At 72.4% G+C, this 21631-nt stretch carries 22 protein-coding genes; 10 read left to right on the top strand and 12 right to left on the bottom strand.

Annotation, left to right across the window (positions count from 1 at the left end):
* Positions 1 to 169: 169 nt before the first annotated feature.
* Entirely contained in the window at positions 170 to 412 is a 243-nt protein-coding gene (locus C1I98_RS41265) for a hypothetical protein (protein WP_158557963.1), read from the bottom strand.
* 203 nt (positions 413 to 615) lie between these two features.
* Here C1I98_RS41265 and C1I98_RS08265 point away from each other — a divergent pair, with 203 nt between their 5' ends.
* Positions 616 to 1551: a LysR family transcriptional regulator gene (locus tag C1I98_RS08265; protein WP_111166483.1), complete on the top strand. Its 936-nt coding sequence runs from the start codon at positions 616 to 618 to the stop codon at positions 1549 to 1551.
* 93 nt (positions 1552 to 1644) lie between these two features.
* Here the strand turns inward: C1I98_RS08265 and C1I98_RS08260 are convergent, their stop codons facing one another.
* Positions 1645 to 2070, bottom strand: coding sequence for a hypothetical protein (locus C1I98_RS08260; protein ID WP_111166482.1), 426 nt, complete (start codon positions 2068 to 2070; stop codon positions 1645 to 1647).
* Positions 2071 to 2150: 80 nt separating this feature from the next.
* A complete protein-coding gene (locus C1I98_RS08255) occupies positions 2151 to 4805 on the bottom strand; it encodes a CHAT domain-containing protein (RefSeq protein ID WP_146607331.1) in 2655 nt (884 codons plus the stop codon).
* 99 nt (positions 4806 to 4904) lie between these two features.
* On the opposite strand from C1I98_RS08255, the gene C1I98_RS08250 reads away from it, so the two are divergent.
* From C1I98_RS08250 to C1I98_RS08240, 3 genes are read left to right on the top strand one after another with little or no spacing between them, the layout of a single operon-like run.
* On the top strand, positions 4905 to 6191 hold the full coding sequence (locus tag C1I98_RS08250) for a S8 family peptidase (protein WP_111166480.1): 1287 nt from the start codon (positions 4905 to 4907) through the stop codon (positions 6189 to 6191).
* A gap of 42 nt (positions 6192 to 6233) precedes the next feature.
* Positions 6234 to 6830 carry an RNA polymerase sigma factor gene (locus C1I98_RS08245; RefSeq protein ID WP_111166479.1) on the top strand — a complete coding sequence of 199 codons (597 nt, stop codon included), beginning with the start codon at positions 6234 to 6236 and terminating at the stop codon, positions 6828 to 6830.
* Positions 6823 to 7293: a hypothetical protein gene (locus tag C1I98_RS08240; protein WP_111166478.1), complete on the top strand. Its 471-nt coding sequence runs from the start codon at positions 6823 to 6825 to the stop codon at positions 7291 to 7293. The genes C1I98_RS08245 and C1I98_RS08240 overlap by 8 nt, the downstream gene beginning before the upstream one ends.
* Here the strand turns inward: C1I98_RS08240 and C1I98_RS08235 are convergent.
* Positions 7283 to 8305 carry a LacI family DNA-binding transcriptional regulator gene (locus tag C1I98_RS08235; RefSeq protein WP_111166477.1) on the bottom strand — a complete coding sequence of 341 codons (1023 nt, stop codon included), beginning with the start codon at positions 8303 to 8305 and terminating at the stop codon, positions 7283 to 7285. The two genes, C1I98_RS08240 and C1I98_RS08235, sit on opposite strands and share 11 nt — an antisense overlap.
* 183 nt (positions 8306 to 8488) lie before the next feature.
* Here C1I98_RS08235 and C1I98_RS08230 point away from each other — a divergent pair, with 183 nt between their 5' ends.
* Positions 8489 to 9757: a M14 family metallopeptidase gene (locus C1I98_RS08230; RefSeq protein WP_199536799.1), complete on the top strand. Its 1269-nt coding sequence runs from the start codon at positions 8489 to 8491 to the stop codon at positions 9755 to 9757.
* A 104-nt stretch (positions 9758 to 9861) separates the two neighbouring features.
* Here C1I98_RS08230 and C1I98_RS08225 read toward each other — a convergent pair whose 3' ends face one another.
* Complete coding sequence (locus tag C1I98_RS08225) at positions 9862 to 10620, bottom strand: hypothetical protein (protein WP_158557962.1); 759 nt, start codon at positions 10618 to 10620, stop codon at positions 9862 to 9864.
* Between the two features lie 122 nt (positions 10621 to 10742).
* On the opposite strand from C1I98_RS08225, the gene C1I98_RS08220 reads away from it, so the two are divergent.
* Complete coding sequence (locus C1I98_RS08220; RefSeq protein WP_111166474.1) at positions 10743 to 12920, top strand: alpha-galactosidase; 2178 nt, start codon at positions 10743 to 10745, stop codon at positions 12918 to 12920.
* A 19-nt stretch (positions 12921 to 12939) separates the two neighbouring features.
* On the opposite strand, the gene C1I98_RS08215 is transcribed toward C1I98_RS08220, so the two are convergent.
* From C1I98_RS08215 to C1I98_RS08195, 5 genes are all read right to left on the bottom strand, one after another.
* Positions 12940 to 13515, bottom strand: coding sequence for a TetR/AcrR family transcriptional regulator (locus tag C1I98_RS08215; protein ID WP_111166473.1), 576 nt, complete (start codon positions 13513 to 13515; stop codon positions 12940 to 12942).
* Positions 13516 to 13549: 34 nt separating this feature from the next.
* Entirely contained in the window at positions 13550 to 14038 is a 489-nt protein-coding gene (locus C1I98_RS08210) for a hypothetical protein (protein WP_111166472.1), read from the bottom strand.
* Positions 14039 to 14097: 59 nt separating this feature from the next.
* The gene (locus C1I98_RS08205; protein ID WP_111166471.1) at positions 14098 to 15873 is read right to left on the bottom strand and encodes a family 4 glycosyl hydrolase; all 1776 of its coding nucleotides are present in this window, start codon (positions 15871 to 15873) and stop codon (positions 14098 to 14100) included.
* Positions 15874 to 16001: 128 nt separating this feature from the next.
* Positions 16002 to 16634, bottom strand: a complete 633-nt coding sequence (locus tag C1I98_RS08200) for a copper resistance protein CopC (protein ID WP_158557961.1) — start codon at positions 16632 to 16634, stop codon at positions 16002 to 16004.
* A gap of 117 nt (positions 16635 to 16751) precedes the next feature.
* Positions 16752 to 17366, bottom strand: coding sequence for an MFS transporter (locus tag C1I98_RS08195; RefSeq protein WP_111166469.1), 615 nt, complete (start codon positions 17364 to 17366; stop codon positions 16752 to 16754).
* A 470-nt stretch (positions 17367 to 17836) separates the two neighbouring features.
* Between C1I98_RS08195 and C1I98_RS08185 the strand changes: the two genes are divergently transcribed.
* On the top strand, positions 17837 to 18694 hold the full coding sequence (locus C1I98_RS08185; protein WP_111166468.1) for a helix-turn-helix domain-containing protein: 858 nt from the start codon (positions 17837 to 17839) through the stop codon (positions 18692 to 18694).
* A 3-nt stretch (positions 18695 to 18697) separates the two neighbouring features.
* The gene (locus tag C1I98_RS08180; protein ID WP_111166467.1) at positions 18698 to 18895 is read left to right on the top strand and encodes a DUF397 domain-containing protein; all 198 of its coding nucleotides are present in this window, start codon (positions 18698 to 18700) and stop codon (positions 18893 to 18895) included.
* On the opposite strand, the gene C1I98_RS08175 is transcribed toward C1I98_RS08180, so the two are convergent.
* Both C1I98_RS08175 and C1I98_RS08170 read right to left on the bottom strand, forming a co-directional pair.
* The gene (locus tag C1I98_RS08175) at positions 18886 to 19731 is read right to left on the bottom strand and encodes a phosphotransferase family protein (RefSeq protein WP_199536801.1); all 846 of its coding nucleotides are present in this window, start codon (positions 19729 to 19731) and stop codon (positions 18886 to 18888) included. The genes C1I98_RS08180 and C1I98_RS08175 overlap by 10 nt on opposite strands.
* 5 nt (positions 19732 to 19736) lie before the next feature.
* Positions 19737 to 20366: a GNAT family N-acetyltransferase gene (locus tag C1I98_RS08170; RefSeq protein ID WP_111166466.1), complete on the bottom strand. Its 630-nt coding sequence runs from the start codon at positions 20364 to 20366 to the stop codon at positions 19737 to 19739.
* Positions 20367 to 20438: 72 nt separating this feature from the next.
* Here C1I98_RS08170 and C1I98_RS08165 point away from each other — a divergent pair, with 72 nt between their 5' ends.
* Together C1I98_RS08165 and C1I98_RS08160 are read left to right on the top strand one after the other, a co-directional pair.
* The gene (locus tag C1I98_RS08165) at positions 20439 to 20984 is read left to right on the top strand and encodes a GNAT family N-acetyltransferase (RefSeq protein ID WP_111166465.1); all 546 of its coding nucleotides are present in this window, start codon (positions 20439 to 20441) and stop codon (positions 20982 to 20984) included.
* An 89-nt stretch (positions 20985 to 21073) separates the two neighbouring features.
* Positions 21074 to 21619: a lytic polysaccharide monooxygenase auxiliary activity family 9 protein gene (locus tag C1I98_RS08160; protein WP_111166464.1), complete on the top strand. Its 546-nt coding sequence runs from the start codon at positions 21074 to 21076 to the stop codon at positions 21617 to 21619.
* Positions 21620 to 21631: the final 12 nt, after the last annotated feature.

The raw sequence follows: 21631 nt of genomic DNA, 5'->3' as shown, positions 1-21631 counted from the left end.
AGCTCGTCGGCGGTAGCGAGAAATCGATCTCTCCCAGCGATCATGGGCCGCCCAGGCTTGAGCCCATTCGGCCGCCCCGATCGTCACCATGAGCGACCCACACACGTCGGGACACCTCGATCCGTTACGGTCTATCGACGCCCCGGCGACCCCCGTCCAGTCCCGAACATCAGCTCGACCCGTCGTGGGCGCTGCCCGCGATCAGTTGCAAGGCCGTGCCGGAGCCGCTGGTGGAGGCGGCCAGGGTGGACGGCGCGAGCGCCTGGCGGGTGTTCTGGAACGTCACCGTCCCGCTGATCGGGGTGGAGATCGAGTGCTCCTCCGGCCACTTCGCGCTGCACCGGCTGGTGCTGCTGGACGAGGACGGCGCGGTGGCCGCCGAACGCGACCACGCCGAGCCCGCGGTCGTCACCCGAGGGTCGGTGCTGACCGTCGAAATCCGAGCGAGGCGAGGTTCGACGAAGGCCGGGGCCGGGCGAGCCGCGCTCCGCCCGGCCCCCTTTTCCGCGGAATACGCCAGGAATACACGGGCCGGTTGGATATTCACGCGTTCCATGATGCGTGTCATAGTTCGGTGTACGGAGGGGCCGTCACCGAGCAAGAGGAGCGGAATCCGTGGAACTGGCTTTGCTCCGGTCGTTTCTCGCGGTGTATCGGACGGGGTCCTTCACCAAGGCGGCGGGACTGCTGGCGATCTCACAGCCGACCGTTACCTGTCAGATACGCAATCTGGAAAAGGAGATCGGTCAGTTGCTCTTTTTGCGGACCTCGCGCGGCGCGATCCCGACCGAGGCGGCGGAAGAACTGGCCGAGGAGACCGGCGCGCACATCGACGCGCTGGAGGCGGCGGTACTGCGCCGCCAGGACCCTCTCGACCTCACCGAGCGCACCCTCTCGCTGGCCGGCCCCGCCGACCTGGTCTCGACGCTGCTGCTGCCCGCGCTGGCCGGGCTGATCCATGACGGGCTGCGATTACGGGTGGGCTTCGGACCCACCGACGACCTGCTGGACGACCTTTCCGCCGGTCTGCACGACCTCGTGGTCGCGACGGCGCAACCGCGGCGGCACGGGATCGTCGAAACGCCGCTGATGGACGAGGAGTTCCTGCTCGTGGGGCCGGCGGCGCTGGCCGGCCGGGTGCCGCCCGAGCAGGTCGCGAGCGCGGGCCCGGCGGCGCTCAAGGGGATCCCGATCATCGCCTACGCCGACAACCTGCCCATCGTGCGGCGCTACTGGCAAACCGTCTTCGCCGAGCGCCCGTCGTGCGGCGCGCAGGTGGTGGTGCCCGACCTGCGCGCCGTACTGGCCACGGTCAAGGCGGGCGGCGGGATCTCGGTGGTGCCGTCCTACCTGTGCGCCGGTGAACTCGCGCGGGAGGAGATCCGGCCGCTGCACGAGCCGGCCGCCCGGCCGTTGAACACCCTCTATCTGGCGACCCGTACCGGGGCGAGCGCCAATGTCGTCCTCTCCGCCGTCCATTCACATCTGCTGGCGGAGGCGAAATCGTGGAGCGCGATGAGCGCGGGCGTGCATTCCGATTCGCAGCGGTGACCGCCCGGGCCCCCTCTTCCGGCCACGGGCGGTCCTCCGACGCGCGGATACCGGCCCCTGTTCGGTATCCGCGCGTCCATTCGGCCGCCTGCGTCAGATGAGCAGGAACCGGTCGGTGGTCTGCATCGACACGATCTGGAAGTCCTCGTTGTGCAGCACGGCGGTGTAATGGAACAAATGGCCGCGCACGCCGGTGGCGGGCACCGGGATGTTGAACGTCTGCACCAGCGCGAACCCGTCGCCGGCGCGCTGGAAGGGCGGGGTGCCGAAGCGCTGCGGCGGGATCTGCGGGTCCAGCATGGGCGCGCCGCCGCCGGTGCTGTCGTCGATCGCCGAGACGGTGAGCGTGTACGGCCCGCCGGTCATGGTCTGCACGCCCGCCTCGATCTCCACGACGAGGTCGAAGCTGGACGCCGGCATCTCACCGGCCACCTCCGGAGCGTTAGGCGTCGTGTCGGGAATCCGGCCACCCTTCTGGGTGGTGTGGATCTGGGAGATCCGCGCATTCCTGGGGTTCATGTCGTGCCTTCCGATGCGAAGCGCTGCTTCCACACCTGAACAGAGACACCGACGGCCGATCTGATACCTCCGGAGGCGCATCAACCCGCAGCGGTCAGCGCGAAATCCGCCCCCATGCACACGAACCCGGCGGCCACCGCGGACGACTCGAAGTTCTCTCCGGCGATCTGCGCCTGCGCCTGGGCCAGCGCGGCGGCGGCCGAGTGCCCGGCGGCCAGCAGCTTGTGCATGGCGATCATCAGCGTGGTCGTCTCGGTGTCCAGGATCGACAGCACCGGAGCGATGATCACGCGGGCGCCGAGCGCCATGAAGGTCGCGCTGAGGCCGAGCAGTTCGTCGCCCGCGCGGACCACGAACCGGCCGCTGTCGCACGCGGCCAGCACCACCATCTGCGGCGCGCGGCGCAGCCGTTCCAGGTCGTAGATGGTGAGCGGGCCGTCGGCCAGGCGCAGCGAGGAGAACAGCGGGTTGGTGCCGTGCAGCCGCCCGTGCGCGGCCAGGTGGGCGAGCCGGGCGCCGTCCAGGGCGGTGAGCACCGATTCGGCGGTGGCCGCGCCGTCCACCATGGCGGGCACGGAGTGGATCGACGCCACGCCCTCGGCCTCGGCGCGCGCCCCCGGCAGGCCGGGGCCCGAGGCCGCCAGGATGGGCCCCTCCCCCGCCGGCACGCGGCCCGCCGCGTGCCACAGGGTCGCCGACGGCGCCAGGCTCACCGTACGGCCCGCGCACGACGGCAGCACCGACCAGGGCAGCGCCTGCAGCGACCCGCTGGGGATCAGCACCAGCGGCCGGTCGCCGACCTCGGCGGCCAGCGGGCGCAACAGCGCGGCGTCGAGCCGGGCCGCGGCGTCGCGCAGCATCGCCGCCGCGGCGGGCCTGCTGCCCGGCACCTGGTGGTGACGGGCCAGCCGGCGCAGCGCGAACGGCACCCGCTCGGCCAGCGACCTGATCGGCCCGTACGGCCCCAGCCGGTGCAGCCGCACCCGCTCGTCCACCACCGTGACCGCGTGCAGCGCGTCGTCGAGCTGGACGAACTCCACGAGCGCGCACCCGGACAGCGCCCCGGCCACCTCCCGGGCCGACACCACGGCCGCGGCCGCCGGTGAGCCACCGGCCTGCCTGCGGCAGTAGTCGCGGATCTCCCGTTCCAGCGCCACCTGCCGGTGGACCAGCCGCCCGACGGGCGCGTCATTGGCCCGCCGCTCGTTGATCTCCCCCGACAGCGCGCGAAGCTGGGCCAGGGAGTCGGCCAGGTAGGGGTCGTCCGGCGGGCGCGGCGGCTTCTGCAGCAGGTGCCTGGCCCGGCCCCGCTCCGCCCAGGTGAGCACGCGGGCCGCGTCGCCGCTCTCCAGGGCCATCCGCAACCCGAGGTCGGCGACCTCCACCCGGTAGCGCGAGGCGTGCGCCCGCAGGTCGGTCGCGCCCAGGGTGGCCCGGTGGTCGTCGTGGACGCGCAGCGCCGTACCGATGGCGACCGCCGCGCCCCTGCGGTCGCCCCGCGCCAGCCGGGACAGCGCCTCGGCGTGCCAGGCCCGGACCCGCAGGATCGCCGGGCCGCGGTTGCGCCCCCGGCCCGCCTCGGCCAGCTCCCGGCCGCCGCGCTCGGCCCAGCCGTGCCGCAGCGCGAGCTGACCGGCCAGCATCCGCGCCTCGGTCACCGACCCCGGCCAGCCGGCGGCGGCGAGGTCGGCGGCGCAGCGCTCCATCCGCCCGACGGTCACCGCGGGCGGCACGCCGCCCGCCACCCGGGAGCGCAGCATCACGAACCGGGCCAACGCCGCCCACCGGGACCTGCGCTGCCTGCCGAACTCCACGGCCGCCTGCCCCGCCTCGCGTACCGCGCTGACGTGGTCGTCCTCCAGGAAGGCGACCCGGGCCAGCAGCAGCCGGGCCTCGGGCAGGCCGATCCCGCGCCGCCTGCGCTCGAACTCCGCCACCGCCTCCTCGGCGGCCTCCCTGGCCTCGGCGATCAGCCCGGCCGAGAGCAGCAGCTCGCTGCGGTCGACCAGGATCCAGCAGACCTGGTGGGTGTCCAGCGCGCGGAACCGCCGCTCGGCCAGGTCCAGGTGGCGCAGCGCGGCCGGGACCTCGCCGCGCATGGCGTTGACCCAGCCGATGTTCAGTTGCACGATCGCCGCCGACAGGTCCAGGTCGAGTTCCTGGCACAGCGCCTCGGCCTCGCGCAGGTCGGCCTCGGCGGCGGCGAACTCCTGGCGGTAGCCGTGTACGACGCCTCGGTTGGACAGCACCCGCTGCAACCACAGCCGGTCGCCCGCCCTGCGCAGCACCGGCACCGCCACGCGGTACCTGCCCAGGGCCTCCTCCGGCCGCTTGAGGTGGTTGTAGATCACCCCGCGCTGGGCCTCGGCCCGCGCCCTGCCCACCCGCGAAAGGGCGGGCAGCGCCCGGTCGATCTCCCGCATCGCGTACGGGATGCGCCCGCGCAGGCACCACACGAACGCGAGCCGGACCCGCGCCTCCGCCGCCAGCTCGGCCGATCCGGCCCGGAGGGCCAGCTTGATCGCCGCGCGCAGGCGCCGCTCGGCCACGTCCAGGTCGTCCAGGTGGAGCCCGGCCACCCCGAGCGCGCGCGCCGCCACGGAGGCCAGGGCGAAGTCGCCCCGGGCGCGCGCCCGCTCGACGGTCTCCCCTGCGATGATCGTCAGACGGGCCGGGTCGGCTTCGGCCAGCCGCAGCAACTCGGCGCCTGCGTCGGAAGGGCTCGTGTCCACCATCGAAGTCTTTCGCAAGATCTTTTGCCTGTGATGTATCAATCGGGCGACATCCCGCCTCTGTGGATGACGACGGTTGCTCCATCAGGAGGGGCAGAGAGGATGGCCATGCAGCTCAACGGCATAGTCCGCCGCGAGACCGAGGCGTTCCACGCGACTCGCGTGGTGGTGGACCTGAAGGACGAGAGCCTGCTGGACAAGGAATTGGCGGATCTCCATGTGCATACGGCCGAACGGGAGGAGAGCGAGCCGCTGGGGCTGGCGCTGCGCGAACTCGACGGCCTCGAAGCCGCGATGGAGAATCTCCCCAACCGGACCGAACTGATCGGCCTGGCCAAGAAGGCGGGTGAGGGCACCTACTCAGCCCATGAAGAGCTGACCCATCTTGACCTGCTGCTCTTCTATATCCGCCGGAAATACTCGGGCACTCACTCAGGCTGGCATCCAACGGTGGCCAAGGAGCGCTTCTACGAGAACCCCGAGGGCTCGCCGTACAGCGGGGGCAACACCGGCCACCCCCGGCCGCTCAAGACCGGCGAGTCGTTCGCGCTGCCGGCGCGGGTCGACGCGGACCGGCCGCCGGTCCGGGTCGGCGTGATCGACACGCCGCTGTTCGCGCACGAGGAACTGGCCGGGCGCTACCTGGCCGCGCACGACGGGCTGCTGCCGCGCGCCTCCGATTGGGTGTCCTTCGGCGGGCACTGCCTGCTGGTGTGCTCGCTGGCCGCCGAGCAGGCGCCGAACGCGGAGATCGTGATCAGGCCGGTGCTCGACCCCGACACCCTGACCACCACCTCCTGGACGCTCGCCAAGGAGATGGTCCAGGCCCAGACCGACGAGTTGGACGTCCTGGTGATGGCGCTCGGCGGCCCCACCGCCGACGGTGAGGAGCCGCTGGTGCTGGCCCGCGCCTGCGAGCGGACCCCCGGCGTGGTGAAGGTCGCCGCGATCGGCAACCACGGGCGGCCCGACGACTGGTGGAGCGGCGCCTTCATCGGCGAGGAGATCGGCCGTTCCCCCCTGGACCCGACCGTCCCGATGTGGCCGGCGGCCGGCCCCACCGTGATCGGCGTCGGCGCGCTCAACGAGGAGGGCGGCCGGGCGTTCTTCTCGCCGAGCCAGGAAGAGGCCCCCTGGACCGACTGCTGGGCCCCGGGCACCAACCGGCGTGGCCTGTTCCTGCCAGGTGATGTGGAAATGGTGCGGATGAATTACGATTCGGGCACCGTCGAGCGGACCGGGGAGATCACCGACTTCGGCCACGGATACGCCGAGTGGGACGGCACCTCCTTCGCCACGGCCCATGTGGGCGGGGCGATCGCCGCCATCGCCCAGGACCGGGGCGTGAGCGCCAAAGAGGCCGCGCGCATCCACCTGGCCCGCGGCTGAACCGGAGGGGAGACGGCGGCGGATCAAGGCAAGGGAGGCGCGATGCCGACGGACCTGGCGGTCTCCGCCCTGGTCACCCGGGCGAACATGGGCGACCAGGGCGCGTGGAACGATCTCGTCGAACGGTACGCGTCGATGGTGTGGTCGATCTGCCGCCAATACCGGCTGGACCGGCGCGATACCGACGATGTGGCCCAGCAGGTGTGGATGGCCGCGGTGGAGCATCTGGGCGAACTGCGCGACCCGGGCAAGCTCGGCGCATGGCTGGCGATCACCGCCAAACGCGAGTGCTCCCGGCTGCTGCGGTCCAGGCACCGCGGCGAGACCGCCGAGGATCCGCTGGGCTTCGACATGACCGCCGACGAGCGGACCGGCCCGATCGAGGAGGAGGTGGAGACGGCGGAGCGCAACGCCGTGCTCCACGCGGCGTTCATGACGCTGCAGCCGAGATGCCGCCGGATGCTCGCGCTCCTGCTGGACGAGCTGCCCTACCAGGAGATCAGCGCGCGCCTGGGCATCCCGATCGGCAGCGTCGGCCCGACCCGGGCGCGTTGCCTGGCCAAACTCCGCAGCGACCCCGCACTGGCCGCTTTGATGGAGTCCGAGACCGAGCCGTCCAGAGGTGAGCGCCATGTCTGAGCAGTGGAGCGACGAAGAGCTGCTGGCCCGGCTCGGCGCGGCGTTGAATGCCGTGGACAGCGTGCCGCGCGACTTCGTCGAGGCGGCCAAGACGGCCTTCGCGTGGCGCAACATCGACGCCGAGCTGGCCGAGTTCGCCGAGCTGGCCTACGACTCGGAGTTCGGCGGGGAGAACGCCCTGGCGCTCACCAGGGCCGCCGACTCGGCGTCCCTGCGGGCGCTGACGTTCGTGTCCAGGGAGCTGACGATCGAGATCGAGGTGACCGAGGACACCCTCATCGGGCAGCTCGTGCCGCCCCAGCCGGGGCGGATCCACCTGCGCGCCGAGTCGGGGGCGGTGTGCGAGACCACCATCGACGAGGTGGGGTTCTTCGCCATCGGCGCCAAACCGGCCGAGCGGTTTCGGCTGCACTGCCGTACGGCGACCGGCATCGCGGTCTCGACCGGCTGGATCACCCTGTGATCGGCGGGGCGGGGGCCGCCGTGGAGCCGCGCCGTACCAGCTCGGGCGGGCCGTCGATGAGGTGACCGCAGGCCGGGCCGTCCAGGTCACCGTCCATGATCAGCTCCGCCGCCCGGCCGCCCAGCTCGCGCAGCGGCAGGCGCACGACCGTCAGCGGCGGGGCACAGTACGCGGCGAACCACGCGTCGTGGACGGCGACCACGGACAGCTCGCCCGGCACCGCCACCCCCCGCTCCCGCGCGGCGGCCAGCGCGCCCACGCACCCGACCACGTCGGCCGCCACGACCGCGCTGGGGCGGCCAGGCGGCGCGAGCAGCGCGCCCATCGCCGCGTGGCCGTCCGCCGCGCCCCACCCGCCGGAGACGATCCACTCCTCGCGGACCATCAGCCCGCGCTCGCGAAGCGCCGCGGTGAAGCCCGCCAGGCGGCGTACCGAGGCGTCGCCGGCCGCGTCGCGGCCCACGAAGCCGATGTCGCGGTGGCCGAGTCCGGCCAGGTGCGCGACGGCCAGTGCCGCGGCCCGCTCGTCGGCGAGCCGGATGCCGGGCACGCCCGCCCGCGGCCGGTCGCCGACCAGCAGGACGGGCAGGTGCGCGGCGGCCCGCGCGGCGAGGTCGTCGTCGAAGCCGCCCAGCCACAGCAGCCCGTCGACGCGCCCCTCCCCCGCCAGCCGGTCGAGCGCCGCGGCGCCGGCGGCCGGCTCGGGCGGACCGGCCAGCAGCAGCGCCTGCCCGCGGGCGGCGGCGGCGAGCCGCGCGCCCTGGATGATCTCGGCGTGCATCGGGTCTCCCACGTCCCGCGCGACCAGCCCGAGCGCCCCGGCCCTGGCCAGCCGTAGCGCACGGCCGGAGACGTGCGGGACGTACGCGAGGTCGGCGGCGGCCCTGAGCACCCGCTGCCGGGTGCTCTCGCGTACCCGCAGCCCGGGGTCACCGGTGAGGATCCTGGACACCAGCGACACCGACACCCCTGCCCGCGCGGCGACGGCGGCCAGCCCCGGCGGCCTGCGCACCTGTACCAGCCCTCCATATAGAGGAAAGTTCGGTATAACGTTTTCCCACTGATATAAAACGTTATACCCTAGCTCTCATCGGTCACAAGACGCGGAAATTGGGCCTGTTGCGGTTCACAGTCAGACTCCACTCTCAGTTGCAGGCGTGAGTCACACCCCCAACCTCACGCCGTGGAGGAACTGGTGAAACACCGATTAACGTTCCTGCTGGCCGTCCTCGGAGTGCTCTGCCTGACCGGCGGCACCGTGGCCGGGGCCACCGCCGAACCACCGCCCAACAAGCAGTACCGGGTTCAGGGGCCCGCCGACGCGAAACAGCGCAGTTCGGTCGCGGCCACCGGTGCCGCGATCGAGGAGATCGCCGACAGGTCGGTACTGGTCACCGCGACCGAGGCCGAGGTCACGGCGATCAGGAGACTCGGCTACCAGGTCGTGGAAGTGCCGCGCCCTCGATACCCGTCCGGCGCCGGTGTCGCTGACTTCCCGCCGTCGGACTCCAGGTACCACAACTACGCCGAGATGAACACCGAGATCAACGCCATCGTCGCGGCGCACCCCGGCCTGGTGAGCAAGTTCACCTACGGCACGTCCTACCAGGGCAGGCAGCTCGTCGGCGTCAAGATCAGCGACAACGTCGGCACCGACGAGGCCGAGCCGGAGATCCTCTTCACGGCCCACCAGCACGCCCGCGAGCACCTCACCGTCGAGATGGCGCTGTACCAGATGCACCTGCTCGCCGACAACTACGCCACGGACGCGCGGATCAGGGGCCTGGTCGACTCCCGGGAGATCTGGATCCTGCCCGACCTCAACCCCGACGGCGGCGAGTACGACATCGCCTCCGGCACCTACCGCTCCTGGCGCAAGAACCGGCAGCCGGCCGGCAGTGCGGTGGGCACCGACATGAACCGCAACTGGAACTACCGGTGGGGCTGCTGCGGCGGCTCCTCGCCCACGCCCTCCAGCGAGACCTACCGTGGCACCGGCCCCGAGTCGGCCCGCGAGGTCAAGGCCACCGCCGACTGGGTCCGCAGCCGGGTGGTCGGCGGCAAGCAGCAGATCAAGGCGCACATCGACTGGCACACCTACAGTGAGCTGGTCCTGTGGCCCTACGGTTACACCTACGCCGACACCGCCCCCGGGCTGACCGTGGACGACCGCAACGCGCACGCCACGCTGGGCCGGAGCATGGCCGGCACCAACGGCTACACCCCCGAGCAGTCCAGCGACCTGTACATCACGGACGGGACGATCAACGACTGGATGTGGGGCGTCTACAAGATCTTCAGCTACACGTTCGAGATGTATCCGCGCTCGGCCAGCCCCGGGTTCTACCCGCCGGACGAGCAGATCGTGCCGCAGACCACCCGCAACCGGGAGGCGGTGCTGCGGTTCCTGGAGTACGGGGACTGCGTGTACCGGATCATCGGCAAGGAGTCGCAGTACTGCTGAGCGGACCCAAGGGGTGAGCGCCCGTCAGGGCGGACGCCCCTGCCCATAACACCGGTCCCCAACGGCCGCCGTACCCCCTGGGGGCGGCGGCCTTCGGGGGCGGCTCAGCGCCTGCGCCTGCGGGCCGTCAGGAAGGCGGCGGCCCCGCCGATGGCGAGCGCCGAACCGCCCGCCGCGGCGGCGATCACGCCCGGGGCGGGGCCGGCGGGCGCGGGCTCGCTGTGCGCCCGGGTCTCCATGCCGGGAGCCGGCGGCGTGACCTGCGGCGAACCGCGGTCGGGCACCGGCGAGGGCACGGCGGGAGCGGGCTCGGGCACGGCGGAGGCCTCCGGGGCGGGCGACGTGGCCTCGGCCTTCCGGTCCGGGCGGGGCTTGGGCTTCTTGGCGGAGATCAGCGGCCCCGGGTCGCCCAGCGCCTTGATCAGCTTTTGGGAGATCTCGTCCATGCCCGTGCCGTCACCTGCGCGCAGCGCGCGGGTGCCCGCCGGGACGCGGCGGTTGCCGGAGCAGAGCATCGTGGTCAGCCGGCCCTGCTCCTTCTTGGCGAACACCAGATAACGCGCGCCCCGCTCGAAGGAGTATCCGCACGCCGGGCTCTGCGCGGGCGTGGACACCTTGATCAGGGCCTGCCGCCCGCCCTTGTAGACGTGATCGGCCCGCAGCGTCGCCGTCACCTGTCCCTCGTCGATCGCCGGCTTCTCCGGCCGCACGCTCACCACGGTCGCGGTGAACACAGCCGCCGACTGCCGTACCGACTCCGCCGGGGGAAGCTCGGCGCACGTGCAGGCGCAGGCCGTGCCCGCTCCGGCGACGACGAGACCGGACACCATGCCCGCGACCGCGAGCAGTCGTAACACCACCATGCCCTCCTTTACGTACGGCGGGCCCGTTCCGTTCATCCTTCCCCTCAAGCCGCGTTCGAGCGCGGCATCACGACCGGGCGCGATGATGACCGCAACAGGCGAGTCAAAGGAGGCATGACCCGATGTCAAGCGATGAAGTCGCCTATCTTCGTGCGGCCGGAGTGGGATTCGCCGTCGATCTGACCACTCCTGTCCCCACCGTGCTGCACTGGGGTGAAGACCTCGGGGAGTTGTCGCCGGGAGGGCTCGCCGCGCTCGCGCTGACCGGCGGCCCCGCCGTGCCGATCAACTCGCTCGACGTACCGCGGCTGCTCTCGGTCTGGCCCACCGAGGCAGAAGGCTGGGTGGGCACCCCCGCCCACCTGGGCCATCGGGGCGGCTCCGGGACGACGCCCCGGCCCCGGCTGGCCAGGGCCGAGCAGCGCGACCTGCCCGACGGCGGCGGGGAGCTGGTGCTCCTGCTCGACGACGACATCTCCGACCTCGACATCACGGTCGTCTACCGGCTCGACGCGCACGGCGTGCTCGCGGTCACCGCGACGCTGAAGGCGTGCGCCGCCCGCCCCGACTACGACCTCGCGGGGGTCACGGCGATGCTGCCGATCCCGCGCCGGGCCGCCGAGGTGCTCGACTTCACCGGCAGGTGGCTGCGCGAACGCTCGCCGCAGCGCCGCGCGCTCACCCACGGGGCGCACGTCCGCGAGGTCCGCCGCGGCAAGCCGGGCACCGACTCGCCCTACCTGATGGTGGCCGGGGTGCCCGGGTTCGGGTTCCGGTCCGGTGAGGTGTGGGCCCTGCACGTCGGCTGGAGCGGCGACCAGCGTTACCTGGCCGAGCGGCTGCCCGAGGGGGCCGGGGCGCACGCCGGGGTGATCGGCGGCGGCGAGCTGCTGCGCCCCGGCGAGGTACGGCTGGCGCCCGGGGCCGAGTACCAGACGCCCACCTGCTACTTCGCCTGGTCCGGCGCCGGGCTCGACGGGCTTTCCGCGCGCTTCCACTCGATGCTGCGCGCCCGCCCGCACCACCCGGTCTCCCCGCGCCCGCTGCTGCTGAACACCTGGGACGCCGTCCACTTCGACCACGACCTCGACCGCCTGCTCGCGCTGACCCAGACGGCCGCCAAGGTGGGCGTGGAACGGGTGGTGCTCGACGACGGCTGGTTCCGCGGGAGGCGCGACGACACGGCCGGGCTGGGCGACTGGTACGTGGACGAGACCGTGTGGCCCTCGGGCCTGACCCCGCTGGTGGAACGGGTCCGCGAGCTGGGCATGCAGTTCGGCCTGTGGTTCGAGCCGGAGATGGTCAACCTCGACTCCGACCTCGCCCGCGCGCACCCGGAATGGCTGCTCGCGCCGTCGGCGGGGGTCGGGCCGCCCTCGCGCCAGCAGTACGTGCTCAACGTCGCGAACGACGGCGCCTGGGAGTACCTGCTGGGCCGGATGGACGAACTGATCTCCGAATACCGGATCGACTACATCAAGTGGGACCACAACCGCGAACTCCTCGAAGCGGTCAGCCGCGAGCCCGGCGGGCGGGACCGCCCCGGGGTGCGGGCCCAGACGCTGGCCACCTACGATCTGATGGACAGGCTGCGGGCGCTGCACCCCGGCCTGGAGATCGAGTCGTGTGCCAGCGGCGGCGGGCGGATCGACCTCGGCGTCCTGCGCCGCGCCGACCGGGTGTGGGCCTCCGACTCAAGTGACCCGGTGGAACGGCAGATGATCCAGCGCTGGACGGGCCAGCTCGTGCCGCTCGAACTCATCGGCGCGCACTTCGGCGCCGAGCGCGCGCCGAGCACCCGGCGGTTCACCAGCGACACCTTCCGGCTGATCACCTCGCTGTTCGGGCACGCGGGCATCGAACTCGACCTCACCGGGCTGACGCCCGACCAGATCACCAGGGTGAGCGCGTGGGCGGCGCTCTACAAGGAGTTCCGGCCACTGCTGCACAGCGGCGAGGTGGTGCGCGCCGACCTGGTCAACGACGAGGAGTTCCTGTACGGCGTGCTCGCCCCCGGCTCGGCCGCCGCGCTGTACTGCTGGGCCCGGGTGGCCACCTCCGCCGAGCTCCAGTCGGGCCGGGTGCCGCTGCCCGGCCTGTCCCCCGGGCACGACTACCGGCTGCGCGTCCGCACCGACGTCGGCGCGCCCGGCGGGCGGCACCGGCAGCCGCCCGCGTGGGTGGCCGCCGCCCTGACCGGCTGGATCGACGTACCGGGCCCGGTGCTGGCGACCGCGGGCCTGCCGATGCCCACCCTCGACCCGCAGCAGGCCATGCTGATCGAGGTGCGCAGGCGGTAGCCGAGCCGGGCGCGGCGGGTCAGGCGCCGGTGGTGAGCCCGTCGGCGAGCAGGGTGAGCAGCCGCGAGCGCCGCTCGGGGTCGTCCGGGGTCTGCTCGCCCACCCAGGCGATGGCGCCGGCCATGGCCATGACATCGGCCGGGGCGACGTCGGCGCGGATCTCCCCGGCGTCCTGGGCGCGGCGGATCAACGCCGCGCCCGCGGTGTTCAGGCGGTGGCAGGAGGCGGCCAGCTCCGAGGTCTCGTCCCGGAGGGTGGCCATCACGGATGCGGGCAGGCCACGGTAGATGAACGCGCGCTCGGTGAAGGCGGTGAGCCAGCGCCACAGCGCGGCGCGCGGCGAGGGGTCGGCGAGCAGCGCGCCGGCCTCGGCCGCGAGACCTTCCATGCGGTCGTGCAGCAGCGCTTCGAGCAGCGCCTCGCGGGTCGGGAAGTGCCGGTAGAGAGTGCCGATGCCCAGCCCCGCGCGGCGGGCGATCTCCTCCAGGGAGGCGTCCGTGCCGTGTTCGCTGAACATGGCGTGCGCCGTGGCCAGCAGCGACTCGTAGTTGCGGCGGGCGTCGGCGCGCATCCGGCGCAGACCGGGCGGGCTCATCGGCTGCTCCTCGATGGACGAGACGGAGGCGTCCTCATCTTAACCGCGAACCCGCCCGATCCGGCCCGGCGGCGGGCCGGGCCAGCCGGGCGCGGATGGAGGCGGTGGTGACCGAGCCGGTGGCGTCGCGGTCGAGCTTGCCCCGCCGTACCAGGTCGTGTACGCCCTGGCGGGTGATGCCGAGCATCGCGGCGGCGACCGAGGCCGGGACGGCCGACGCGCCCGGGTGACCGGCCCGCCTGGCGACCGCGCGGCCCAGCGGGGTCGCCCACCAGCCCGGCGGGGGGTCGAACGGCGCGTCGCCCGGATAGACCGCGGCGATCAGGCGGATCGCCAGCAGCTTGGCCGCCTCGTCGTCGCCGCCGAGCAGCACGTCCGCCCAGGCCGCGCTGTGGTCCGCGAGCAGCGCCCGCAGCCGCCCGCCCTCCGGACCCGCCTCGAAAAGGATCTCCAGCGGATCGAGCAACCGGCCACCGACCAGCCGCCGCAGGTCATCGGCCAGCGCGCGCCGCTCGTCTTCCATACCGCCTCCCGGGGACACTATCCGGCCCTTGCCACCGGAGGTCAAGCGGCGGTCGAGGGCTACCGGAGCGGGGGCAGGACGTCCTTTTGCAGGTCGAGCAGGTGATCGGTCATGGCCACGGCGCGCGGGTAGGAGTCGACCACCGGGTCGAGCAGCACCGCCTGTAGCAGGGCGTCCTTCGACCGCTCCCGGTACGCCTCGATGATCAGTTTGTGGATGGAGAGCTGGGTGCGCAGCAGGGCCGCCAGCGCCTCGGGCAGCGGGCTCATCCGGCGCGCCCGGATGCCGCCCGCGTCGGCCACGGCCGGGACCTCCACCACCGAGTCGGCCGGCAGGTTGGGGACGGCCCCGTCGTTGACGACGTTCACCGCGTCGATCATTCGTTCCTCGCAGGTCAGCCCCTCGATGACGGGGATGCCGAACTCGATCGACGGTTCGAGCGGGGCCTCGCTCGGGTCGTCCGGCTCGCCGGGCCGCTCCTTCGGTGGGCCCGGCCATGGTCCGCCTGTGTGGCGGTCGGTGAGCTCATAGATGAACTTCGGCGGCTCGCCCGTCTCCCAGGGGTGGCCGCGGGCGGGGTCGTAGTAGTATTGGACGCCGGAGAGCACGAAGTCGTGTCCCCACGCCAGGTACTCCCCGTAGTGGTTGGAGCTGGGCGAGGGCCAGCGGCCGAAGCGGCGCAGGATGATCCGGCCGAGGGCGAGTTCCTGCCAGCGGGCGAGTTCGTCGCCGCGTGCCTCGGTCTCGCGCAGCCGCGGGTACAGGTCCTCGCCGGTACGGCGGTCGCGCAGCGACTCGAAGACGGTGAAGTGGTTGATGCCCGCCGCCCACGCCTCCAGGTGCTCATCGGCGAGCCCGAGCAGCCGGCAGACCTGCCGGCGTCCGGTGACGATGCCGTGGCACAGCCCCGCCGCCTTGACGCCGGTCAGCGATGAGACCGCCTCGACCAGGCGGTTCTCCGGGTTGGTGTAGTTGAGCAGCCACGCGCCGGGGGCCAGCCGCTCGATCGCCCGCGCGACCTCCATCATCGGCGGGAGGTTGCGCAGCGTGTGGAAGATGCCGCCGACGCCGCCGTTCTCGCCGTAGGGCTGCTTGAACCCGTACATCCGCGGCACGTGGAAGTCCATCGCCCAGTAGTGCTCGCGGCGATGCTCGAACGCGGTGATCACGAAGTTCGCGCCCTGGACCGCGGTGTCCAGGTCGGCGGTGGCCGAGATCCGGTGGCCGCGGCCGAGCCGGTCGTTCAGGTGGCGGGCGTAGCCGAGGGCGCGTTCCAGGGCGGCGGAGTCGAGGTCCATCAGGCGGACTTCGAGCGGCAGCGCGGAAAGCGGCTCGGACAGAAATACGTCGCGCAGCGTGGCGGGCCCGAAGCAGCGGCTCCCGGCCCCGATGAGTGCGATTTTCACCATTGACTCCACACCATCGGATTCCACGCGGAAGTGTGCGGCAAACCTGCCGGGAGGCGTCCCTCGCGCGGGGCGCGTCAGGGTGGCCCCGGGAGGCACCTGGACCTGGCCGGGGAAGCCGGCCGCGCGCGCCGAGGACACCGGGTCCGGCCGGGGTTCCGGCTCGGGTTCCGGCTCCGGCTCGGGATCTTCCGACGGTTCTTCGGAACGTTCCTTCGTCAGTTCTTCGGCCGCTTCTTCGGTGCGCTTGTCCGTGGACTCCTCGGTCGATCTCTCCGGCGGATCGGCGGGCGGCGGAGGCACCATCGTGACGCTGAGCGCGGTGGGCCGGTCGTTGATGTGAAAAGGGTCGGGTAACAGCCAGGCCACGATGGCGATGATCAATGCGATGACACCGATGAAAACGGTCCAGCCGGCCTGATCTGACATTTCCCCGCCCCTGTGCGTCCGCCCCGGAACGTATGGCACCACGTATCCAATGGCTTGGGAAGTGGCTTCACATCACGTCCCGGAGTCGGGTGCGCATCGGGTGCGATCACACCAGGCGGACTACCGGGTCACCCTGCCTCGTCCGGGCGCTTGCGGCCGATCGCCAGCCACACACCGCCGCCGACCACGACGACCACGACGACCGCGGCCACCGCGAGCCAGATCCAGCCGGGCGTGCCCCCCTGACCGCCCGTGTCGTCGCCGGACGCCGCGACCGGCGAGGCGGGCTCGGTGGCGGGCCCAGAAGAAGGCTCGGCGGTGGGCTCGTCGCTGGGCTCACTGGTGGGCTCATCGCTGGGCTCGGCGCTCTCCTCCGCCGGGGCGGTCAGTTCGAAGGGGATCTCACCCTCGATCGGGTGGCCGTCCGACGAGACCACCCGCCAGGCGATCACGTAGCGGCCGGACTCCAGCGGCACGGGCACGGCGGTGGTGACCTTCTGGTCCTCGGTCTCCGGCTTGTCGACCTTCACCGCCTTGTCCCCCGGCCCCCGCAGGACGACCACGGGGAACTTGACGCCGGAGGTGAACTCCAGCTCGATCTCCTTCAGCTCCGACACCTTGGCGTCCTTGGCGGGCGAGCTGCTCTTGAGCCGGTCGTGCGCCAGCGCGCCGGGGGCGGCGACGGCGGTGAGGGCGAGGAACAACGCGCAGCCGAGCACCACCGCGAGGCCACTGCGCGCGAAACGCGGCACGATTGCCATCGTTTTCTCCATCTAGGACGACGGCCCGGATTTCCGGGCCTTTCGGACGTACGGCACGAAGATCGCGTCCGGGGCACGCTTCCGCGGCCCGGCACGATCCGGGCACGCCGGCGGCCGTCACCCCCGCGTCGCGAAGACCAGCGGGGCGGTCCGGCCGGCGTGGCGGCGCGCCGGAGGGCCGCGCCGGTGGATCGGCGCGGCGACGTCCAGGGCGCCGATCGGCGCGGGCGCGTCGGACGGCACGGCCGGCCGTACCGGCCCGGCCTGCGGGCACGGCACGGTGAGCGCGAGCCGGCCGGGCACGGGCGGGACGGGCATCCCCCACAGCCGCGCCATCAGCCACAGGGCGCTCTCGCCCCGATACAGCCACCACCCGGTGAGCAGGGCGACCACGAGATGGGCGGCGGTCATCCCGCCACCGGGGTGGAGATGCCATCCACCGGGAACCCCGAGCGGGACAGGCGGCGGATCGGCGGGGAGCGGCGCCCGGTCGAAGAGTTCGTGCAGCACGATCTGCGCCGCGATCGTCGCGCCCAGCACGACGCCGAGGCCGCGCTCGCGGCCGCTCAGCACCCATGCCAGCGCGAACGCTCCCGCCGCGCCCGCCGCGAGCACCCCGGGGGCGACGAATCCGCCCCCGGCGAAGGCGTGCCCGCCCACCGAGACCATGACGCAGACCGCCGCGAAGACGGCGGACCGGGCCAGGCGCGTGGAGGACAGACACGAAGTCACCCCGCCATCCTGACAGCCGCCCCGAGCGGTGGTCCAGCAGGCACCACCGCACCGGGCCGTACCACCGGCGCCCCTCCTGGCGCCCTCCTGGTCTGGGCAACGCATCGGTCACGAAGAGCGCGAGGTCATATACTCAGAGTCATCACGCGTTCACGGGCCCGGCCGTTCCCCTCGATCGGTGAGGCCCGCACCACTTGCCCCGGTGCCGCCGATCATGGCGCGCAGTCCAAGGAAGGAAGACCGCTTGGCTCCTCCCCTCCCTGAAAGGAGGGGATTCCTGCTTCACCGCCGACCGCCCGCCGAGGAGGACTCCCCTTGAGGACTTACACCAGCTCCACAGGCGTTTCAGCTCTCCGCCAGCCCGGCGGCGAGGATGTTCTTGGCCGCGTTGACGTCCCGATCATGGACGGCCCCGCAGGAGCACCGATTCCTCGTCTGCCTGAAGGTGGGGGTTTCCTCGGAGGTGTCCGATGAGCGATGGAGATCGAAGCCCGACCCTGCGCCTGCGCCGGCTAGGCCGTGAGATGCGCAGGCTGCGCGACGCCGCGGGGATGACCATCCAGCAGGCCGCGGACGAGCTCGAATGGTCGACGTCGAAGATCTCCCGGCTGGAGAACGGCCTGACCAGGCGGCCGGACGTCCATGTGATCCGGGTCCTGTGCGCGGCCTACCAGGTCGAGGACGAGCAGATGGTGAACGGCCTGGTCACGCTCGCCCGCGAGGCGCGTCACCCCGCCTGGTGGACGGTCTACCGAGACGTCTTCCGCGGCCCGTACGTCGGGCTGGAGGCCGAGGCGGCGGCGATCAGCTCCTACCAGCTCGGGCTCATCCCCGGCCTGTTGCAGACCCCCGACTACGCGCGCGCGATCACCCGGGCGGCCAGCGTCCGCGACTCGGCGGAGGTGGAGCGCCGGGTGGCCGCCCGCATGGAGCGCCAGCGCATCCTGGAGAAGGACGACCCGACCAGGCTGTGGGCGGTCATCGACGAGGCCGCCCTGCTGCGCACGGTCCACCTGCCGCAGGTCCACGCACGGCAGTTGCGCCGGCTGATCGAGACCAGCCCGCTGTCCCACGTCAAGCTGCAGGTCCTGCCGATGTCGGCGGGCCCGCACGCGGGGCTGGCCGGGCAGTTCGTGATCCTCGACTTCCCCGATCCCACCGACCGCAGCATCGTCTATCTGGAGACGCCCGCCGACGGGCTCTATCTTGAGGAGACCGGTGAGCTCGACCGGTTCCGGCTGATGTTCCGGCACCTCAGCGACTCGGCGCTGAGCGCCGACGCCTCGATCGCGTACCTCTCCAACCTGGTCGATCGCCTGGAGGGCTGACGAATGGACCTCACCACCGCGCGATGGCGCAAGAGCACCCGCAGTTCGGGCACCGGCGACGACTGCGTGGAGGTGGCCATGCTGCCGGGCGTCGTCGCCGTCCGCGACAGCAAAGATCCCGGCGGCCCCGGCCTGCTGTTCACTCCGGGCGAGTGGGCGGCCTTCGTCCGGGCGATCCGGCGGGGCGGCGATCAGAGGTAACGGGCCAGGCCGTCGGCCAGCTCCGCGGCGTCCCCGTCGCGGTGCGCCGACAGCGCCTGTTGCAGGGCGAAGGTGCCGCGGATGACGTCGGCCCTGGCCCGCAACGCGTCGCCGGGCCCGCCCGTCAGGGCGATGATCCGCTCCAGCAGGCCCGTTCCGTGGCTCGCGGCTATGGCGGCCAGGTCCTCCGCTGGGTCGCCCAGCCCGGCCTCGTCCCAGTCGACGATCCCGGCCAGGCGCGGCACTCCCCCGGGGACCTCCCACAGCACGTTCGCCGCGCCGAGGTCGCCGTGGACCACCGCCGCGGTGAGGTGGGGCAGGCCGGCGAGCGGCGTGAGTTCGCGTTCCGCGCGCCGCCGTCCCTGGCCCGACATGAGCGGGTACAACTCGGCGCGCACGTCGTCCGCGAACCTCCGCCAACGGTCCGGTTCCTGGTGCGGCAGCGCCTCGCGCACGTCCGGGTCGGCTCCCGCCCTGGCCAGTCCGGCGAGCACCGCCGCGTACTGCTCTGCCATCGCCGCCGCGGTCCAGGGGTCGCCGGGCTCGCCGTCCGGCAGCGGCGTTCCGGGGATCCGGTCCAGCACCAGGTACCGCGTCCCGTCCGAGGCGGGCGGCAGCGGGACGGGGGTGCGAAAGCCGAGGCCGAAGCCGGCCAGCGCGCGCAGTACGGCGGCGCGGGCGGGCAGCCGCGCCGCCGCCGCCGGAGTGCGGGGCAGGCACACCACCCGCGCTGTGCCGATCACCACATGGTGGAACTGCCCCTCGCGGACATCGAGCCCGCCGAGGTCGTCGCCGGGCAGCAACCGGCCGAGCAGCGCGCGGTGCCGTTCGACGATCTCCGTCACCGCCGGCCCCCGGCCGTGACGGCCGTGCCGGCAGGCACGGCGGGCCGGCCGCGATGCCGCGCCCACTCCGGCGCGAGGATCGACATCACCGTGGCGTCCACCCGCTCGCCCTCCCAGAGCAGCGCGTCACGCAGCACGCCTTCGGCGACGAACCCCACCTTCTCGTAGGAGCGGCGGGCCCGCGGGTTGAACGCGTACACCTCCAGCCAGATCCGGTGCAGGCCGAGCTTCTCGAACCCGTAGCCGACGGTCAGCCGGGCCGCCTCGGTGCCGAGGCCCCTGCCTACGGCCTCGGGCACGAAGGCGACCCGGAAGTTGCAGCTCTCGTTGCCCTCGTCCCACTGGTTGAGCACGATCTCGCCGACACACCGCCCGGTCGCCCGCTCCACCACGGCGAGGTCCAGCCGGTCGTCCTGGTCGGCGCGCGTGGCGTACCAGGCCCGCAGCCGCTCATCGTCGAAGTCCGTCGCGTGGCTGCCGGTCAGCCGCGCCACCTCGGGGTCCTTGAGCATCGGCAGCAGCGCGGGCAAATCGTCCACGTTGATCGGGCGGAGCGTCACCAGTTCGCCGTCGAGCGTGGGCTTGGTAGCAAAATCCGGGCGAATCGTTCGTCGCTGGTCGGGCATTGCCGTATTCTCCCGCTCGCCCGCACCGAATGCCGTACCAGGGGGCCTGGGGAAATGAAAAGGGTGCCGGAAATGCCACTGCCGTTGTCCACGGAACGACTGATCCTTCGCGCGCCGGAGCCCGCCGACCTGGGTTTCTTCGTGGACCTGTTCGCCGACCGCGAGGCCGTGCGCTACATCGCCGACGGCGAGCCGTGGAGCGCGGAACGCATTCGCGGGCAGCAGAAACGCAAGATCGACTGTCTGGCCGAGCGGGGGTTCACCCTCTATACGGTGGTGCGCGCGGCGGACGGGCAGGTGGTCGGCGACTGCGGCCTGGCCCCGTGGGAGAACGGGCGGGTCGAGATCGGCTGGCGGTTCGCCCGGCCGTACTGGGGTCAGGGGCTGGCCAAGGAGGCGGCCCGCGCGGTCTTCGAGCACGCCGGGCATGACCTGGGGCTGACCGAGCTGTGGTGCCTGGTGCAGGAGCCGAACACGGCGTCGTGGCGGATCGCGGAAGGGCTGGGCTTCCGGCTGGACCGCACCGAGATCCGGCACGGCGGCCGCACGGTCCGCATCTACAACTGGAACGCCGGCCCTGAACGGCCGGACGCGGCCGGGCAGGCACGGAGATCTTGACACATGCCGCGAATTTCGGTTGCCAAGGGATTTACTGTTAGGAAACTTTCCTTTATGTTTAGCTTACCCCAGCCATAAAGGAGCACTACATGCGAAGAACGATCACGTTACTGGCCGCGGCGATCATGGCCATCGGCTCGACGGTCTTCATCGCACAGCCGGCCATGGCGCACGGTTACATCTCCAACCCGCCCAGCCGCCAGGCGATGTGCGCGCAAGGCCGCGTCTCGAACTGCGGGCCCATCATCTACGAGCCGCAGAGCGTCGAAGGCCCCAAGGGGCGGCGCAGTTGCAGCGGCGGCGTAGGACGATTCAGCCAGCTCGATGACGAGAGCAGGGCCTGGCCCGCGACCTCCGTCGGCAACAACGTCTCGCTGACCTGGAAGATCACGGCCCAGCACCGGACGAGCACGTGGGAGTACTTCATCGGTGGCACCCGCATCGCCTCGTTCAACGACAACGGCAGGCAGGCCCCCGCCACGTTCTCGCACAACGTGAACCTGGGCGGCAGGACCGGCCGGATCAAGCTGCTGGCGGTCTGGAACGTCTACGACACCGCCAACGCCTTCTACGCCTGCGTCGACCTGCAGGTCGGTCCCGGCGGCTCCCAGCCGGTCAACGCGGTGTGTCCCTGAACGCACCGGTAG

Source organism: Spongiactinospora gelatinilytica, from assembly GCF_003236385.1.
Lineage (GTDB): Bacteria > Actinomycetota > Actinomycetes > Streptosporangiales > Streptosporangiaceae > Spongiactinospora > Spongiactinospora gelatinilytica.
This window is presented reverse-complemented; position numbering and strand designations above follow the sequence as displayed.

Coding starts and splice junctions, on each gene's coding strand:
- C1I98_RS08255 (WP_146607331.1), bottom strand. CDS start 4,805: ATGGTGGACACGAGCCCTTCCGACGCAGGCGCCGAGTTGCTGCGGCTG.
- C1I98_RS08240 (WP_111166478.1), top strand. CDS start 6,823: ATGTCTGAGCAGTGGAGCGACGAAGAGCTGCTGGCCCGGCTCGGCGCG.
- C1I98_RS08185 (WP_111166468.1), top strand. CDS start 17,837: ATGAGCGATGGAGATCGAAGCCCGACCCTGCGCCTGCGCCGGCTAGGC.
- C1I98_RS08170 (WP_111166466.1), bottom strand. CDS start 20,366: ATGCCCGACCAGCGACGAACGATTCGCCCGGATTTTGCTACCAAGCCC.
- C1I98_RS08160 (WP_111166464.1), top strand. CDS start 21,074: ATGCGAAGAACGATCACGTTACTGGCCGCGGCGATCATGGCCATCGGC.
- C1I98_RS08220 (WP_111166474.1), top strand. CDS start 10,743: ATGTCAAGCGATGAAGTCGCCTATCTTCGTGCGGCCGGAGTGGGATTC.
- C1I98_RS08260 (WP_111166482.1), bottom strand. CDS start 2,070: ATGAACCCCAGGAATGCGCGGATCTCCCAGATCCACACCACCCAGAAG.
- C1I98_RS08210 (WP_111166472.1), bottom strand. CDS start 14,038: ATGGAAGACGAGCGGCGCGCGCTGGCCGATGACCTGCGGCGGCTGGTC.
- C1I98_RS08245 (WP_111166479.1), top strand. CDS start 6,234: ATGCCGACGGACCTGGCGGTCTCCGCCCTGGTCACCCGGGCGAACATG.
- C1I98_RS08225 (WP_158557962.1), bottom strand. CDS start 10,620: ATGGTGGTGTTACGACTGCTCGCGGTCGCGGGCATGGTGTCCGGTCTC.
- C1I98_RS08180 (WP_111166467.1), top strand. CDS start 18,698: ATGGACCTCACCACCGCGCGATGGCGCAAGAGCACCCGCAGTTCGGGC.
- C1I98_RS08205 (WP_111166471.1), bottom strand. CDS start 15,873: ATGTCAGATCAGGCCGGCTGGACCGTTTTCATCGGTGTCATCGCATTG.
- C1I98_RS08200 (WP_158557961.1), bottom strand. CDS start 16,634: ATGGCAATCGTGCCGCGTTTCGCGCGCAGTGGCCTCGCGGTGGTGCTC.
- C1I98_RS08165 (WP_111166465.1), top strand. CDS start 20,439: ATGCCACTGCCGTTGTCCACGGAACGACTGATCCTTCGCGCGCCGGAG.
- C1I98_RS08215 (WP_111166473.1), bottom strand. CDS start 13,515: ATGAGCCCGCCCGGTCTGCGCCGGATGCGCGCCGACGCCCGCCGCAAC.
- C1I98_RS08250 (WP_111166480.1), top strand. CDS start 4,905: ATGGCCATGCAGCTCAACGGCATAGTCCGCCGCGAGACCGAGGCGTTC.